Below are 14622 nucleotides of genomic sequence, written 5' to 3' on the forward strand. Positions count from 1 at the left end.
CCGGTAATTTATTAACAAACTTTGTTACATTATCAGCGGTTTTTATGCTGTATTTGACATGTTTTGGCTCGAGAAGGTTACAACCGGAGGCGAAGGGTTACAAAGTGGATACAAATTCCACACCGCCTGCAACTATAATATTGCTAGTAAATACTTCTGGAGGGAAATAAATGAGAAAGTATAGAGTTACATATGCTGCTCTGCTCGTGAGTACGCTTGTGGCTGGCCAACTGGCCGGCGGCATAGCTGCCCCCGTTGCCGGCGCAGCCGGAACATCAAAGAACGCAGCGGTATCCGCCACTGCAGCAGCATTTAAATTCAATTCCGTTCCACTGGGAGCCGGAGTGACTGCAGTCCTTGAGAACGTCAACATTTGGAGTCAGACCGGCGGAAATATCGTTTCGTACACGCTGAAATATACCAATTCCGGCAATTCAAGCGCGAGTCTGATGCATTATTTCTCGCGTGTTGTTACACCGGGCGGTTCAGTGCTTCCGGGGAATGCGGTAGGTACGGATGCACTGAAGAAAAAGATTGGCGCGAAAGAAAGTCTCAGCGTTACCTACTATGTAAATGTGGGACAAACCTCATCCTTGCAGGGCCTGAAGATCTCCATGCTGGTATGGGATGCCAAGGCGAAGGGGTATTTGAGACAGGCGGGTTCTTATGCAGTTCCCGCGAATTACTCCACAGCTGCTGCGGCAGGTGCAAGCCTGAATACCACGATGAGCGACATTCCTGTTACAGCAAGTGCGGATTCACTGCAGCTCTACAAATACGGCGGCAAAGTCTATGCCAAGGTCGGGCTCAGTCTGACCAACAAAGGTAACAAGGTGCTTGGTGATCCGGGGTATTCCGCGTACCTGGTGTCTGCCAGCGGCACTTCCTTTGAGCTTGCGCTAAGCGGCACACAAACCGATTATACGATTCAGCCGCAGGAGAAGCGGAGCATCTACTACCTGACCGAAATCCCCGCCTATCTCAAAACAGACAATATGAAGCTGCAATTTACGCAAAAGGATGAAACAACGAAGCTGGAGCTGCCGAAATCCGCATATAAGCTTCCTGCGGCCACATCCCCTAATCTGGTGGTCGGGAACGGCGTCGTCAAAAAAATCATTGTGAATAGCAACACCGTAGAAACCCTGCTCCGCAATGCCAATGTGTACTCACAGGATGCTGACGCTGTATGGACTTTTCAGATGCAGATCAAGAATACCGGCAACAAAGCGGTAACGCTGCCAAGCTATGAGCTGGCGGTCAAATCTGTCAAAGGAACAACCTTCCCGGTAAGTGCTAAGGGGTTAAGCGGAGTGACACTTAAGCCGCTGGAGACCAAAATCATTCCGCTGACGGTCCGCGTACCGCTTGAAGTGGAACAGTCCGGCCTGCAGCTGATGATGATCGAAGCGGTTGGCGCGGATACAGCAGTTGTACCTGGCTCCACCGGTTCAGAAGGGGCAACAAATACTGCCGGAACAGGAGCAACGACTTCCAAAATGATTTTCCCCGTAGCCTATTTCGTCATTCCTTACTCGCTTCGCACAGATGTGCAGACGGGGCAGGAGTACATGACAACGAATTCATTTGGCTCTTTCTCCTATAGTATTCAATCCGTGCAGCGTTACCCATGGAGAGATGATGACATTGTAGCTGCCAGACTGAAAATTACCAATACACAGTCCGTGTCGCTGACCCTGCCGGAGCTTAAGGGCTCGATCAAGCTCGATAATGATAGTCTGCTCGTGACTACAGACCTGTTCATGGACAATAAGGAATCATCGGTCCTGGCTCCCGGCAAATCACTTGAAATGTATGTACTCGGCAAAATAGCCTATACGGCTGAGTTCAAGGAGATGCGAATAGCTCTAACTGGAACGGAGAATACAGAAACTATTCCATTCCTGGATCTTAGTATCGGCAACTCAACCAACAGTATCCCTGCCATTCCGCAGGGCAAAAGCTACACCGTAACAGGAAAAGGTAAAACAGCCAGTGTGCAGGAGAACAGAACCACGGTCTATGAAGGAGAAAATTACAATCTGGTCTATACCGAACTGCTCATGAGCAGTGAAGAAAAAAGACAGAGCAAGATGGCCCGCCTGCAGGCATATTACAAAACCAAGGACGGACAATATTTCGAAGCAACGCCAAGCCAGTCGGATAACAGTGCTTCTCCAGGTGCGAAACAACTGGTTGTTTTCTGGACCAAGCTGCCCAAAACCATGGATATCAGTGATATCTCCCTTTACCTGGGTGCTGGAGTTAACAGCGGTAAGCTGATTGAGAGCGGACAGGAAGCAACCGGGTTTGTGGATGTAGCTGCGCTCCAGCTGAATCCGCAGGTCAATGAACCGGCAACTACACTACTGCAAACTGTCCTATACCCTTATACCATTTCATTCCTGAGCTCAGAAGGCAGACATATGATATCCACGGATACCATTAATATTTCAATCAACTACAATCTGAAGCGGGATTACCAATACGATGCAGGAGCCTTGGAGCATAAGCTTATTCTACAAATTACCGATCCATTCGGCATCTCGCAGGAAAAAACACTCGGAATAGGTACCGATCTGACAGAAGGGACCAACAACGTCTATTCGCTCTCTATCAACAGAAGCCTGTACAAAACACTGGGAGGCGGCACTTATAAATTAACCTTATATGATGAGTTCCAGGGTGAACGGCTGATGCTCGGCGGCCAGGTCTATACGGTCAAAGAAGAGCTTCCGCCTAAATCTGAGTAATCTGAATTCAGTTCAACCTATCTAATATATTAATTCTTGTATTTTTAAAAAGGAGCAGCTTCCATGTTGCGTGTTGAAGATATTACGCATTCGTTCAAAACCGGTAATGAATGGACATCCGTTCTCCACAAAATCAACTTCGCTGTCCGATCGGGAGAGATGGTAGCACTGCTGGGAAGCTCAGGCTCCGGCAAGTCAACTCTGCTCAACCTGATGGCCGGACTGATGAAGCCGACGGAAGGTCACATATATATTGCCGATCAGGACATTGTGAAGATGGGCGAGAATAAGCTTGCCGAGTTCCGGCGCAAGCATATCGGATTTATTTTTCAGGCATATGAGCTGATTACCAGCCTGACAGTTCGCGAGAATGTGGAGCTGCCGCTTGTGTTCCAATCGGTATCCCCATCACTCCGTAAGAAGAAGGCGCTCGCCCTGCTGGAGCAGGTGGGCATTCCCGACAAAGCGGATTTATTCCCTTCCCAGCTCTCCGGGGGACAGCAGCAGCGGGTCAGTATTGCCCGGTCACTGATCACAGAACCGTCGGTCATCTTCGCAGATGAGCCAACGGGGAATCTGGATTCCAAGACCGAGGAGGAAATTATCAGCATTCTGCTGAATCTGAACCGTACGATGAAGACTACGTTTATAGTAGTTACCCATGAACACAAGGTGGCAGAGCAAATGCAGCGGATCTTTACGCTCAAAGACGGCTTCCTGATCACTGAACAGCAGACAGCGGTTGAGACTGAAGAGCTGACAGCTACAGCTACGGAAGTTGAAGAGCAGATAGCTGCAGAGACTGAAGAGCAGACAGCTGCAGGGACTGAAGAGCAGACAGCTGCGGGGACTGAAGAGCAGTCAGCTGACGAAGCTGAAGATCAGACAGCTGCGGAAGCTGAGCCTGCAGAGGGAGGGAAGCCGTGAAGATCAGAGATATTTCACGGATGGCCTGGGAACAGGTCAAACGGCGCAAGGTGGTTACGGGTCTATGTATGACCGGTATCTCCATCGGCTGTGCGGCTATCATCGTGGCCCTGAGTGTGGGCCAGTCTGCCCAGGTCTACGTGACCGACCAGGTGAACCAAAGTTTCAAAATGGATGAAATTATGGTATCGCCGGGCGGGGGGATACCATCCCAGGGCGGGAAAGGCGGCCCTGCATCAGGTGAAGTGAACGAGAATCTTGATCCGGGCAAGCTGACGGATCAGAAGCTGGAGATTATCCAAGGACTGAATCATGTGAAGGCCGCTTCACCCTTTCAGGAGGCTGGATATCTGCAGCTGGTGACGATCGACAATAAAATTGCTGATGTCAGGATCATTGTCGCCGACCTGCAGATGCTGACGGAATACGATCACAAATTCAAGCAGGGCGGAGCGAACGGCCAGCCGGGAACGGTTGTGCTCAATTACGGGGCGACTCTGGGCTTGATCGACCTGGAGACCCGGCAGAAGCTTTATGAGAGTATGGGCAATGATCCGTTCAATCAGGATATCCAGGAGCAGTACAGAAAACTATCGGTCCAGCCTTCCGAGCTGTACCGCAAACAGATTCAGATTCAGGCTCAGGATTACAGCACAACTACTCCTACAACGAAGCTTAGCTCTCCGCTCCAGATAGGTGGCATTCTCGAAGGGGCGAAGGGGATCGACGATATGCAGGCTTCCTATGACAAGATTATGTATATGTCGCCTGAAACTGCAGCGCAGCTCTCCAAGGAACTGGTATTTGATAATTCCACCACCAGTGTCCTCAATCTGCCGGCAGAGGGAAGCTATAACGCCGTTACGGTAAAAGTGGACGATGTGGCGAACATCAAGGCGGTCGAGCAAATGATTCAGAAGCTGTCACTGAATGCCAGCGACAATCTGTATCAGCAGGAAATGCTGAAAGAACAATTCGATATGATCAAAATGGCTGCACTCGGCATCGGTGTATTCATCCTGATCATTGCCTCGATCTCCATTATTGTGGCCATGACGATGTCGACCCATCAGCGTCGAAGACAGATTGGCATTATGAAGGTACTGGGAGCCAACATGGGGCAGATCCGCAATATGTTTATAACAGAAGCCGCGCTTCTGGGACTGCTGGGCGGAATGCTGGGTGTCTTGTTCTCTTACTTAATTGTCATGGGGCTTAATAAGCTGGTCGGTTCGGCAGGCGATGGAATGAATTTCTTCATCCCGGCGCTCAATTTACCGGTTGGCATGTCCTTTGCCATCATGACCGGAGTTCTGTCCGGAATCTATCCGGCCATCAGCGCCTCCCGAACCGATGCGTTGACCGCCATTAAACGAGATTAAGCCTAAGCTAGAAAGGAAGCCGAAATGATGAAGAGGACTCTAAAGAAGAGCCTGAAGTGGATCATAATCTTAGGTATCATCAGTACCGCAGGTTATCTGGGGTATACCAAATTCTTCAAGGGCAATGAGGCGGCAGAGCTTCCGCCGGAACCGATGCAGGTGATCAGTTTCCCTGTAACAGAGGAGACGCTGACAAGCTCGATACAGGTAAAAGGAAGATCGCAATACCAGCAGGAGACTCTGGTGTATGCACCGTTTGCCTCCAAGGTAACCGCCTGGAAAGTAGAGAATGGCGCACAGGTCAAGAAAGGGGATGTACTCTTTACCCTGGATCAGTCGCTGCTGCGCAATGAGATTGCGACGGCGGAAGCTGCCAACCGCAAGACGAAGCTGGAGGCGGAGCTGAACGCTTTTGTCAGCCAGCAGGAGGATGAGAGTGCGGCTCCGGCCGGTACGGAAGCGGAACGGCTGAAGGCACTGGCTGCCCAGGAGGCTGCACGTCTGAACGACGAACTGAATCAGGTGAATGCCGAGATTCAGGCCAAGGAGCTTGCGGATAAAAAAGCGAAGCTGAACACGGCCGTCTATCATGCACCCGAGAACGGCATCTTCCTCTACGACAGCAGTACGGAACGGCCGCAGACGGTTACAGACAATCAGTACATCGGCAAGATCGTGGATCTGAACAAGCTGGAGTTCATTGCACAGGTCGGAGAGCAGGATATCTTCCGCATCAAGCAGGGCATGAAGGTACAGGTGAAGATGACAGCGATGAAGGATCTGATCCTTAATGGTGAAGTAACCGAGGTTTCCAAATTTGCGACGACGACCACCGGCCAGAACACGGCTGGACAAATTCCGCAATTCGAAGTAGTCATCTCCCTGCAGCCGGACGAGCATCTGATCGGCGGACTCAGCCTCAGCGGTGATATCGAGACCTCTCGCAAAGAGAAGGCGGTAGTGGTCTCCAGTATAGCCGTTGTTCATGAAGGTGATCTGGCCTATGTTATGCTGGATAAAGGAAACGGCCAGTATGAACGGACGGAGATCAAGGTAGGCATGGAGACGACAGAGAAGACAGAAGTACTGTCAGGACTGAAGGCTGGAGATACTGTAGTTCTTCAGTAAGAATCAGCAAAAAACCTGCGTTCCGGTTAAATACGGAACGCAGGTTTTTTGTGCTAACTAGTGTTGGAATGGCTTGCGCCAGGCTTTGATATCGCTGTTCAACCCATTAAGTTCGGGGACGGGGACCGCCTGATCGGTCAGCTCATATTTGGCTTTCAATGCAAGAATGCGATAGACACTTTCATCGATCCGGGCTTCGGTGACCGTACCGTCCTTCACGCTGCTGAGCAGAGCGGCCCGCACCGCCTGCTCGTTCTTGTACTCGTGGGCAACCAGCAGAATGTCGCTGCCTGCCAGTACAGTATCAACTGCAGCAGCTGCAAGGCTGTAGTTCTTGACGATCGCGCCCATCGTCAGATCATCGGTAATGACGACTCCCTTGAAGAACATCTGTCCGCGCAGCTGCCCGCCGATGATTACTTTGGACAGGGATGCAGGTTTCTCAGGGTCCAGCTTCGGATACAGGATATGAGCTACCATTACTGCGTCTGCTTTCTCCTTAATAGCCGCCCGGAATGGCAGCCATTCCAGCTTGGCGAGCTGTGCCTCAGTTTTGTTGATTACCGGCAGCTCCAGATGGGAATCTACGGAAGTATCCCCATGGCCGGGGTAATGCTTCACTACAGGCACAACTCCTTCAGACTCCAGGCCTTTCATCTCGGCGATGCCAAGGCGGACTACCAGATCTGCTGTGCTGCCGAAGGAGCGGTCACCAATAACCGGGTTATCCGGATTGCTGTTGATATCAAGAACTGGTGCGAAATCCATGTTGAAGCCGGAGGATTTCACCGCCCTTGCCAGCAGCTCGCCCATGGTTCCGGCATCGGCAGCGTTATTCCCTTTCCCTACCGCTGCATTTGAGGGAAACACTGCGTATTCGGCGGGAAGACGGCTGACCTTGCCGCCTTCCTGGTCTACACTCATGAACAGCGGGGCGGGATTGCCGTTATTGCTCTTCTTCAAGGCATTGGTCAGACTGACCAATTGCTTCAGGCTGCTGATATTATCGGAATAGAGGATGATTCCGCCTACCTTGTCATCGGCAATCATCTTCTGTGCCGCAGACTCTGCCGTAGTCCCATCGATTCCGACCAGCAGCATTTGTCCGATCTTCTCCTCCAGTGTCATCCCGGCAATCTTCCGGGAGATGACGTCGTTAGTGTCCGCGCTGTCTTCTGCCGGAGCAAGAGTAGGAGAGGCCTGCACAGGAGCTGCCGGTGATTCAGCTGCTGTTGCAGCAGGTGTTGTCACCGCAGCAGAGGGTGAAGCTGATGCCGGTGCCAGGGAAGGACTCGCACCAGCCGGTGCAGAGCTTCCGCGCCCTCCGCAACCGCTTGCCAGAAGCAGACAGGCAACGGTTGTAAGGAGGAAGAGGAGGCGCATATACGGGGATGACTTGTGTTGCCGCGGGCTGAACCATTTCATTGTTGAGATTCGTCCTTTCGTTTGCTGATTGGCGGGTAGGGATGATAAGATGAAATAGATTTTACATAAGAACTGCTTACTGGAGTACACAAATGAGAAGGATGAGGTGACCTGTCAATGAAAGAACAATTAATGAACACGCTTAATGAACAGATGAATTTCGAGTTCTATTCCGCGCATGTATACCTGGCGATGGCTGCGTATTGTTCGGGTGAGAGTCTGGACGGATTCGCCAACTTTTTCCTGGTGCAGGCTGAAGAAGAGCGGTTCCATGCGATGAAGATTTACAAATTCCTCAATGACCGTGACTACCGTGCCACCCTTGCTGCCCTGCCGGAGCCGAACAATGAATATTCATCCATGCTGGATGCGTTCGAACATGCCTTCGCCCATGAGCAGCAGAATACGAAGAAATTCTACCATCTGGCCGATTTGGCCCTGGATGAACGCGAGCACGCTACAATCTACTTCCTGAAATGGTTCATTGACGAGCAGGTGGAGGAGGAGGCGCTCTTCAGCAACATTATCGCCAAGCTCAAACGGATTGAAACGGACAGCAATGCCTTCTATATGCTGGATGCCGAGTTCGCAGCCCGTTCGTTTACTCCTCCGGCGGAATAATTTACTTCCGGATTTGTCCTGTTCTTTACTTTTACAGCGGATACCCTCCTATACAGGAGGGTATCCGCTTTTTTATGCGGCTGACGGGACTTCTCCATAATAGTTAGACGGTGTTTACAATGAAAAGTTACTTAGTCCTGAAGCATGTATTGTGCTTAATGTTGAGTTAGTGCAAACAATGTTGTGCACGGCAACATACTTCCGGTACTCCAACTCTATTTGGCGGGGTTAACTCTTGCGCCGTCCGGCAACACTGTTTCTCTAGACCCACCCGTTAGTCAGCGTGTAGTATGGAACAATACTATTCTTTGGAGGTCCTTTTTCTTGGATAATTACAGCGATATCAAACAAAGTGAAAAAGGGGCTTGGCTCAGTCTACTGGCCTACATATTGCTATCTGCCGTCAAATTGTTCATCGGATCAGTCTCAGGCTCCCAGGCATTACTTGCCGACGGACTGAATAACAGCACCGATATTATTGCTTCCATAGCGATTTTGACAGGCCTGAAGATTTCCCGCAGACCCCCGGATTCCAATCACAGCTATGGTCATTTCAGAGCAGAGACAGTTGCCGCACTGATCGCCTCTTTTATTATGATTGCTGTAGGCTTTCAAGTGCTATACCAGGGTGTCAACAAGTTTGTTCAGCCTTCACTGGAAACCCCTGATCTCATTGCCGCGTGGACGGCAGCTGCCTGTGCTGTGGTTATGTTCGCTGTGTATATGTACAATATTAAGCTTGCCCGTACACTGAACAGCAATGCGATGCATGCCGTTGCGCAGGATAACCGTTCGGATGCGCTCGTAAGCATGGGAGCCTTCATTGGTATTATTGGCTCGCAGTTCGGCATTCCGTGGCTTGATCCGCTGACCGCTACAATTGTCGGCCTGTTGATCTGCAAAACCGCATGGGATATCTTCCGCAAAGCCACTCATGATCTGACGGACGGATTCGATGCAAGTGAGCTGGAGCTGATGAAGCAGACGGTAGCGGAGATTGAAGGCGTTGAGCTGATCAAAGATATCAAAGCCCGCATTCATGGGAACAATGTGCTTGTGGATACGACGGTACTTGTGGATTCCAGTCTGAATGTGGTGCAGAGCCATGATATTACGGAAGAAATAGAGGGTCAGTTGAAGGACCGTCATCAAGTAGCTACTGTACTAGTCCATATTGAGCCCATGTGACGAATGAATATTACTTGACCGATCGTTCCCGGAACATTATATTATTAAACAATATTGAATTGCCTTACTTGCGAAAGAAGGCAATTTTTTTACCTATATTGGGAATGATCGTTCTCATTGTAGGTAAATATTGAGTTGGAAGCGGGAGTGGGAGCATGCAGCACGCGGGAAAACGGAATAATCTATATTATGGATGGATCGTAATCAGAATTGTGTTTATTGTACTGCTGGTTGCAGCGGGGATCAGCTCGATCCCGAGTGTATTGATGCTGCAGTTTGAAGAGGAGTTCGGCTGGAGCCGCGGAGCGGTGTCCGAGGCGTTATCTGTGCGGATTTTTCTGTATGGGCTGATGGGTTCCTTCTCAGCTTCCCTGATGGCGAAATACGGAATCCGCCGGATGATGCTGATCTCGATGAGCCATCGGCACACACCTGATCCCTGCCTGCGGGGACTATAATATTCCGCTGGTAATGGCCGCTGGCTTACTGGCCTTGATGGGGATGTTTGATATGGTCGGAACCACCTTGTCCGGCTGGCTGTCGGACCGTCTGGACAACCGGGTGCTGCTGTTCTGGTACTACGGACTGCGCGGACTCTCGCTCATCTTCCTGCCGTATGCGCTGAACAGCGGATATACGATGCTGCTGATTTTCTCCGTCTTCTATGGACTGGACTGGATTGCCACCGTTCCGCCAACCGTCAAAATCACCTCCGATCTCTTCGGCCGGGAGCAAGCCGGAATGGTGTTCGGCTGGATTCTGGTCGCCCACCAAATCGGGGCATCCACAGCTACTTACGGAGCCGGGCTGATGCGGCAGTGGCTCGGCAGCTACAGCGTTCCGTTCGTAACCGCAGGTTTCCTCTGCCTGTTCGCGGCAATCATGGCCATGAGAATTGTGAAATCCGGCAAGGCTACGCACATTGTTGAAGCTAAGGCTTGATTGTAGGCAGGGTTACATTACCTTTCACTTGACGTTTTCCTCGGCGGCAGGTATATAATAACGATATGTTATTAACAATAGGATATTATTAAGATATTCCTATAAAGGAGCCTGCCAATGTCTAATCAACCAGTCACTGATCATAACGGTTTAACAGAGGAGCAATTCCTGAAGACTTATAATGCCGGGAGCTATGAACGTCCGTCTGTTGCTGTCGATATGCTAATTTTCACCGTAATGGAGCAAGAACAGGATAATTACCGCAAGCTTGCGGAGAAATCGCTGCAGCTTCTGCTGATACAGCGCGGTGAACATCCTTTTCTGGGACAATGGGCGTTGCCTGGAGGGTTCGTGGGGATCCACGAAAGCGTAGAGGAGGCAGCCCGCCGGGAGCTGTACAGTGAGACTAATATTGATAACATTTATATGGAACAGCTATATACCTGGGGCGATGTCGAGCGTGATCCGCGGATGCGGGTAATCAGCTGTTCCTATATGGCGCTCGTGGACCGCAAAGCCCTGACAGTGCAAGCAGGGGATGATGCGGCCGCAGCCGCCTGGTTTGAGGTTTCGTATAATATCCTGGAGACTCGCCGCGAGGAGCTGGAGCAAGGTATCCGGCTGGAGACATTTGTGGAGATTATTCTGCAGAATGAACAAGTGAAGCTCAGCGGTGTGGTCAAGCTTACCGAAACCATCCGAGGCCATGTCCGCCATATGGACCGTGAGATTGTCCGGAGCTCGGGATTTTCTTTTGACCATCTGCTCATGGTGCAGGCTGCGATTGAACGCTTGCGCGGCAAGGCCGAATATACCGATATTGTGTTCAATTTGATGCCGCCGCTGTTCACCTTGTCCGAGCTTCAGCGCGTGTATGAAATCATCCTTGGCAAAGAGCTGCTCGCCGCCGCATTCCGCCGCAAGATTGCTGAACGGGTAATTGAGACGGATGAGAGCACCCGGGATGCCGGACACCGCCCGTCGAAGCTGTACAGATACAATCTGGAATGGAGCTTAACTTGAGAAGACGAGATACAGGCTTGAGCTACCTACCCATTTCCTACCTTCCTGCCATCGAATTCGACATTTAGCGACTTTATAGTGTTTTCTTTTAGGCGTGTGATGTTGTTAATAGTACTTTTATGCGCAAAAGTGGAAAATGAATTATGCTTTTCATTTTGTAATTTATGGAAAAGGGTAAGGTGAGTCAATGATTGACTGGAAGGATTCATATGACATCGGAGTAGAGAAGATTGACTGCCAGCACAGACAGCTGCTTGTGAAGCTGAATGACTTTTTTGAGGCGTGTACCAACCAGCAGGGCAAAGACAAGATCGAAGAAACACTGAAGTTCCTCAAGGACTACACCGTGGAGCATTTCGGCAGTGAAGAGCAATTGATGAAGGACATCGACTTCCCTGAACTGACAGAACACCAGAAGACGCATGCTGAATTCGTACAGACCGTTCTGGATCTGGAAGAGAGCATTAAGACCAAAGGTGTATCCGTACTGTCTACGATCAAGCTGAACCGCACTTTGACCGACTGGCTGATTAATCATATTCACAAATGTGACAAGCTGATCGGGGACTGCATCGCTGCAAAAGGTAACAAAGCCGTTTAACTACATAATCCGGAACACGAAGATGCCGCAGGGCATTTTCTTTTTTTAACGGGAGAGGAGACACCCATATGGATTGCCTGGGATGCAGAATCGCTAATGGTATTGAACCGGAGCTCAACATTATTTACGAGAATGAGTATGTAACCTGTGTACTTGATATTGCGCCATTCAATGAAGGGCATACCCTGATTCTACCTAAAAAGCATTATCTGGATACCGACGAGCTGGACCCGGAAACCGCGCACGCTGTTATGGATGCTTCGCAAAAAGTTACTGCGCTGCTCAAAAGCCTGTACAAACCGGACGGAATCAGAATTTGTGCTGACGGCGGTAAATTTAATGATCTGACCCATTACCATATGCATGTTGTTCCAAGGTACGAGGGTGACGGATTCATCTGGAGTGAGCCGCTGCACCCGGATGGTGCAGAAGCACGGCTAAACGAGACTAGGGTGAAAATTGTTAAGGCGTTAGGTGAAGGTTAAAGAGTCCGGATGGGCTCTTTTTCGCTGTGTATACTATACATTAAATTCAAAACCTGACTAAAAGTCTTCCATCAACATTTCTTTATCTTCGGGCAGAAGTTGTGCAACAAACGCTGATGGATCTTGTTTGGTGTGCTCGATTGAATTAACAATCCAAGTATTATTGCTGTGTGTATAGCTGATAATCATTACTCCATCATCGTCTAGCTTATGTTCACTCGTTGCCACCTTTTGCTGATCAGAGTAATTAAACTTCATGAAGTAGAGATCAATTTTTTTTACATCGCTTACTGTACTTTCTCCGATGGTGATCTTGCTGAAACTATCCAGACTTAACAAGTGCGTTAACCTCCATATGTCAGAAACATAGCTGCTGCTCATGTACATTATAAAGATATGACTGCCGTCAGAAACATTTCGTATTTCATAGGAATAGCCTTTCATGCGTCTGGTGATATCGGCTTTTCCCAATTGCTTCTCAATTTCTGCTTTGTGAGGTGCAAAAGACATGCTCGAACGAATGGAATAAGGGATATTTGATACGGAGCTTTTGTTAAGGTCCATTGGAGTGGTTTGTATATTTGTACTTGAATCACTGCCGGTTAATACAACAACCAGTAATAATGATGAAATGAATAAAGAAATCTTTGAATAAATCCTAAAAGAATTCATAAAAGAATGATCCAAGGAAATCCTCACCTTTCTCCCGCTTAACCTAAATAGTTACTCAACTGTTACATAGAACGGATTCGTTTTTACTATGCGAGGTTCCTGCATCTATCTAAGATTTTTCATAGTGGCGGAGCACAATTTATACCTCACTAATACTTTGTGATATGATCTGAAGTAGATATTATAGAAACTTACCTAAAGGGAGTGGATTGAGTGAAAATAATGCGCATGCTGGCTTCCGGTATAATTATGCTTCTTGTGCTGGGACTTGTTAATTTCTACATTGGATGGCATCTGTGGGTTCTCCTTCAGGAATGGCTGCCGGGCATACATGCTGCTGTATACTGGCCTGTATTTTTTGTGATTGTCTTCTCTTATGTAATTGGCAGAGTTCCGCTGCCGCAGGCGCTTAAGCCGGTTGGCCGGTTGTTCAAGGTAGTCGGCTCCTATTATTTGGCCTGTATGGAGTTTGCCGTGATTCTGCTGCCGCTGACCGATCTGGTATATGGAGTGCTGGCGCTCACTGGTGTAGGACTCTCGGCGTTCGTGACCGAAGCTGGAGCTACCGTGCTGGCACTGCTTGCCGTATTCCTGCTCTGGGGTTCACGCAATGCCTGGAGTACAGTGGTGCGGAGCCACCGGCTGAACGTCGATAAGTCTATCGGAACCAGCGTTCCGCTGACGGTAGCTGTCGCCTCCGACCTGCATTTGGGCAACATTGTCGGGAACCGGCATCTACGCCGGATGGTCTCAGAGATTAATGCGATGAATCCCGATATCGTTCTGTTGGCAGGGGATGTGCTGGATGACAGCATTGAACCTTTTATCCGCAATGGAATGGACCAGCAGTTGAAGCAGCTTAAGGCGCGCCACGGCGTCTATGCTGTGCTGGGGAATCATGAATATTATGGCGGTTCGATTGCGCAATACACCGAAGTGATGAACAACATCGGCATTAAAGTACTGCAGGATGAGGTTGTGGAAACTTCGGGAGTGTACGTTGTCGGGCGTAAAGACAAGACTGCTGAAGCGATGGAGGCAGGCGGGCGATTGAGTGTAGATGCGCTGCTGGACGGACTTGACCGCTCGAAGCCAATCATCATGATGGATCATCAGCCGACCGGCTTCGAGATTGCTGCGCGGGCTGGAGTGGATGTACTGCTGTCGGGACATACCCACCGCGGACAGATTGCTCCGAATCACTGGATTACGAGACGGCTGTTCGAGCTGGACTGGGGTTATTTGCTCAAAGACAAGCTGCATGTCATTGTCTCCTCAGGCTACGGAACCTGGGGACCGCCGATCCGTCTGGCCAGCCGCTCTGAACTAATCAAGCTGGAGGTTGTTCTGGAAGGCAGTATGAGTTACAGCGAAGAACCTGTGGCATCTGCGGCTAAGGCGGTATTGATCTAAAAGATCGTCTAGTGGAGGCAACATTATTGTACTTGAGGAATCTAGTGGAACTGAACCGTCTA

The 14622-nt window shown here is 49.8% G+C and carries 13 protein-coding genes and 1 pseudogene; 12 read left to right on the plus strand and 2 right to left on the minus strand.

Translation table 11 applies throughout. The features are described 5' to 3' along the window. Positions 1-170: 170 nt before the first annotated feature. The 4 genes and pseudogenes from PBOR_RS16595 to PBOR_RS16610 all read left to right on the plus strand — a co-directional run bounded on the left by PBOR_RS16595 (position 171) and on the right by PBOR_RS16610 (position 6190). On the plus strand, positions 171-2753 hold the full coding sequence (locus PBOR_RS16595; protein ID WP_042213474.1) for a hypothetical protein: 2583 nt from the start codon (positions 171-173) through the stop codon (positions 2751-2753). Positions 2754-2816: 63 nt separating this feature from the next. Beyond that, a pseudogene (locus PBOR_RS16600) lies at positions 2817-3506 on the plus strand (ABC transporter ATP-binding protein); the annotation flags it as partial. 170 nt (positions 3507-3676) lie between these two features. Further along, the gene (locus tag PBOR_RS16605) at positions 3677-5062 is read left to right on the plus strand and encodes an ABC transporter permease (RefSeq protein WP_174479817.1); all 1386 of its coding nucleotides are present in this window, start codon (positions 3677-3679) and stop codon (positions 5060-5062) included. 24 nt (positions 5063-5086) lie between these two features. Then, positions 5087-6190: an efflux RND transporter periplasmic adaptor subunit gene (locus tag PBOR_RS16610; RefSeq protein WP_342671117.1), complete on the plus strand. Its 1104-nt coding sequence runs from the start codon at positions 5087-5089 to the stop codon at positions 6188-6190. Between the two features lie 57 nt (positions 6191-6247). Here the strand turns inward: PBOR_RS16610 and nagZ are convergent, their stop codons facing one another. Then, entirely contained in the window at positions 6248-7615 is a 1368-nt protein-coding gene (gene nagZ, locus PBOR_RS16615; protein ID WP_245648211.1) for a beta-N-acetylhexosaminidase, read from the minus strand. A gap of 117 nt (positions 7616-7732) precedes the next feature. Here nagZ and PBOR_RS16620 point away from each other — a divergent pair, with 117 nt between their 5' ends. The 7 genes from PBOR_RS16620 (at position 7733) to PBOR_RS16650 (ending at position 12475) form a co-directional block, all read left to right on the plus strand. Continuing rightward, on the plus strand, positions 7733-8236 hold the full coding sequence (locus PBOR_RS16620) for a ferritin (RefSeq protein WP_039292730.1): 504 nt from the start codon (positions 7733-7735) through the stop codon (positions 8234-8236). Positions 8237-8560: 324 nt separating this feature from the next. Next, positions 8561-9424: a cation diffusion facilitator family transporter gene (locus PBOR_RS16625; RefSeq protein WP_042213480.1), complete on the plus strand. Its 864-nt coding sequence runs from the start codon at positions 8561-8563 to the stop codon at positions 9422-9424. A 155-nt stretch (positions 9425-9579) separates the two neighbouring features. Beyond that, a complete protein-coding gene (locus PBOR_RS38475) occupies positions 9580-9882 on the plus strand; it encodes a hypothetical protein (protein WP_042213482.1) in 303 nt (100 codons plus the stop codon). Positions 9883-9895: 13 nt separating this feature from the next. Next, positions 9896-10366 (plus strand): MFS transporter, encoded by a 471-nt coding sequence (locus PBOR_RS38480; protein WP_342671118.1) that lies wholly within the window; start codon positions 9896-9898, stop codon positions 10364-10366. A 117-nt stretch (positions 10367-10483) separates the two neighbouring features. Continuing rightward, positions 10484-11389: an NUDIX hydrolase gene (locus tag PBOR_RS16640; protein WP_042213487.1), complete on the plus strand. Its 906-nt coding sequence runs from the start codon at positions 10484-10486 to the stop codon at positions 11387-11389. Positions 11390-11576: 187 nt separating this feature from the next. Beyond that, positions 11577-11990 carry a bacteriohemerythrin gene (locus PBOR_RS16645; protein ID WP_052429507.1) on the plus strand — a complete coding sequence of 138 codons (414 nt, stop codon included), beginning with the start codon at positions 11577-11579 and terminating at the stop codon, positions 11988-11990. Positions 11991-12058: 68 nt separating this feature from the next. Beyond that, on the plus strand, positions 12059-12475 hold the full coding sequence (locus tag PBOR_RS16650; RefSeq protein WP_042213490.1) for an HIT family protein: 417 nt from the start codon (positions 12059-12061) through the stop codon (positions 12473-12475). A gap of 57 nt (positions 12476-12532) precedes the next feature. Here the strand turns inward: PBOR_RS16650 and PBOR_RS36985 are convergent, their stop codons facing one another. Next, positions 12533-13162, minus strand: coding sequence for a hypothetical protein (locus tag PBOR_RS36985; protein ID WP_157764053.1), 630 nt, complete (start codon positions 13160-13162; stop codon positions 12533-12535). A gap of 207 nt (positions 13163-13369) precedes the next feature. On the opposite strand from PBOR_RS36985, the gene PBOR_RS16660 reads away from it, so the two are divergent. After that, on the plus strand, positions 13370-14560 hold the full coding sequence (locus PBOR_RS16660) for a metallophosphoesterase (protein ID WP_042219501.1): 1191 nt from the start codon (positions 13370-13372) through the stop codon (positions 14558-14560). Positions 14561-14622: the final 62 nt, after the last annotated feature.

Source organism: Paenibacillus borealis (genome assembly GCF_000758665.1).
Taxonomy (GTDB): domain Bacteria; phylum Bacillota; class Bacilli; order Paenibacillales; family Paenibacillaceae; genus Paenibacillus_AQ; species Paenibacillus_AQ borealis.

Excerpts from the sequence above, each read along its gene's own strand:
- nagZ (WP_245648211.1), bottom strand. The coding sequence starts at position 7,615 with ATGAAATGGTTCAGCCCGCGGCAACACAAGTCATCCCCGTATATGCGC.
- PBOR_RS16660 (WP_042219501.1), top strand. The coding sequence starts at position 13,370 with ATGCGCATGCTGGCTTCCGGTATAATTATGCTTCTTGTGCTGGGACTT.
- PBOR_RS16620 (WP_039292730.1), top strand. The coding sequence starts at position 7,733 with ATGAAAGAACAATTAATGAACACGCTTAATGAACAGATGAATTTCGAG.
- PBOR_RS38480 (WP_342671118.1), top strand. The coding sequence starts at position 9,896 with ATGGCCGCTGGCTTACTGGCCTTGATGGGGATGTTTGATATGGTCGGA.
- PBOR_RS16640 (WP_042213487.1), top strand. The coding sequence starts at position 10,484 with ATGTCTAATCAACCAGTCACTGATCATAACGGTTTAACAGAGGAGCAA.
- PBOR_RS16645 (WP_052429507.1), top strand. The coding sequence starts at position 11,577 with ATGATTGACTGGAAGGATTCATATGACATCGGAGTAGAGAAGATTGAC.
- PBOR_RS16595 (WP_042213474.1), top strand. The coding sequence starts at position 171 with ATGAGAAAGTATAGAGTTACATATGCTGCTCTGCTCGTGAGTACGCTT.
- PBOR_RS38475 (WP_042213482.1), top strand. The coding sequence starts at position 9,580 with ATGCAGCACGCGGGAAAACGGAATAATCTATATTATGGATGGATCGTA.
- PBOR_RS16610 (WP_342671117.1), top strand. The coding sequence starts at position 5,087 with ATGATGAAGAGGACTCTAAAGAAGAGCCTGAAGTGGATCATAATCTTA.
- PBOR_RS16650 (WP_042213490.1), top strand. The coding sequence starts at position 12,059 with ATGGATTGCCTGGGATGCAGAATCGCTAATGGTATTGAACCGGAGCTC.